The organism is Limnochorda sp., from assembly GCF_047459355.1.
Lineage (GTDB): Bacteria > Bacillota > Limnochordia > Limnochordales > Limnochordaceae > Limnochorda.
Window position 1 is genome coordinate 1 of sequence record NZ_VSCV01000089.1, and the last position, 1563, is coordinate 1563.

The window sequence follows — 1563 nt, forward strand, 5'->3', positions numbered from 1 at the left end:
GTGCCGGAAAGTCGGTCTTTGTCGGGGCGCGTTCACTGTCGGTCTTTGTCAGGGCGCGTTCGCTTTCGGTCTTTGTCAGGGCGCGCCACGTGCTTGACCAGCTAGCTAACTGGTCGTATAATCACATCGAGAGGTGGTAGACGCATGGCGAGGACATATCACGGGAGTTTACCAGCCGAGCGGCGCTGTCTTGCCATTCCCATCAGCCTGCCGGGCACCATGCTCGCGGAACTGGACTTCTGCGTCGCGGCAAGTGGCCTCAAAAGCCGCGCTGAATTCACACGCCGCGCCTATGGCCTAGCAGCGCGCGAGCTTGTGAGGCAGGGCATCGTCGCCAAAGAAGACGTGCCCGAACTTCTAAGCGTTCCCAAGCTCCAGATAGGAGGATAAGCCGTGTCCGACGGACCCAGAGATGCCCACCGCCTTTTCGGCGGCGCGTATGTTCATTACGTTCGTTCCGACTACGGCGCGGAGACGCTCGATCTCCGCGAGGAACACCTGAAGGCTGCGATAGAACGAGAGTTGGCTGCAAAGTATCGGTTCGAACTCGAAGCCCGGCTTATCGACACCAAGATCCGGATTGTAAATTCTCTCCTGGATCACATCAAAGAGGTGAAAGCGGAGGACCCGCGTCGCGCTGATGCTTACTACGACAAGATCATCAAGATCCTCGGACCCGCCCCGAAATAGTCATCCGTGGTGGTGATGATGTAATGGCCGAACCGTTCCGCATGGCTCGGGAGGCAGCCGAAATAGCCGAAGCCTATGATGAGGACACCCGCGGCCGCAACAAGCTCCGCCGCGCTCCTCACCCGCAAGCACCGCGCCTGCCCATTGACTGGAATGCCCCGAAGCCGGAACCCGCCATAAGCTGGAATATTCGGCGTTTCATCGAGGCGGCGAAGCAATCGCCAACACTTGCCAGCATCTACCGCGAGACATATGCCGCGGTGGACGAAGAGATTAACACGAAGCTGACGGCTGTCGTCAAGGAAGTTGTGGCCCAGGAGGTGGCTCCGTTGCGTGCCCAAATCGCGCGGGCTCGGGACGCGCTGCGCCGCGCCCAAGCGCTCATGGAGGAAGCTCAGAGAATCCTGGCTGGCGACACCGGCGGAGACGCATCGGGCGTACTGCTCCCGCCCGTAGACGAGACACGCCCCCTCGATGCAGAGCCAGCCCCAGAAACTCCCGATCGTCCTGATGTCGCCAAGCCTGTACCCGGCACAACGGCAATGCCGGGTACCATAAAGGCGCGGGTCTATTCCTGGATGGCCCAAAAGGGCAAGTTCACCGCGCGAGAGCTTAAGGAAGCGATGATCGCAGAATACGGACCCGACTGGGGCGGGAAGAATGCCCGGGCATACGCTTCCGCCCTCATCAGCGCGGCGCAAAAGGAGGGCGTGGTGAACGAACTGACTCACCGCCGCCCTCGAATCTACGTGTGGACCGGACCCAAGGTGGACCCGATCACAGGTTCAATGCATCGGGGGTGATGACTCCCCCCCTTTGAGGATCCATCTCCTCCAGCGCGGCTATGGTGGCACCCGATGAGTCGGCGCGTGG

The 1563-nt window shown here is 60.9% G+C and carries 2 protein-coding genes; both read left to right on the forward strand.

Annotated elements, in window-relative coordinates; all coding sequences use genetic code 11:
* The first annotated feature begins 393 nt into the window (after window positions 1-393).
* On the forward strand, window positions 394-690 hold the full coding sequence (locus FWJ67_RS11050) for a hypothetical protein (protein ID WP_414482847.1): 297 nt from the start codon (window positions 394-396) through the stop codon (window positions 688-690).
* A 23-nt stretch (window positions 691-713) separates the two neighbouring features.
* Window positions 714-1493, forward strand: coding sequence for a hypothetical protein (locus tag FWJ67_RS11055; RefSeq protein ID WP_414482848.1), 780 nt, complete (start codon window positions 714-716; stop codon window positions 1491-1493).
* The last annotated feature ends 70 nt before the right edge of the window (window positions 1494-1563 follow it).

Excerpts from the sequence above, each read along its gene's own strand:
- FWJ67_RS11055 (WP_414482848.1), top strand. The coding sequence starts at position 714 with ATGGCCGAACCGTTCCGCATGGCTCGGGAGGCAGCCGAAATAGCCGAA.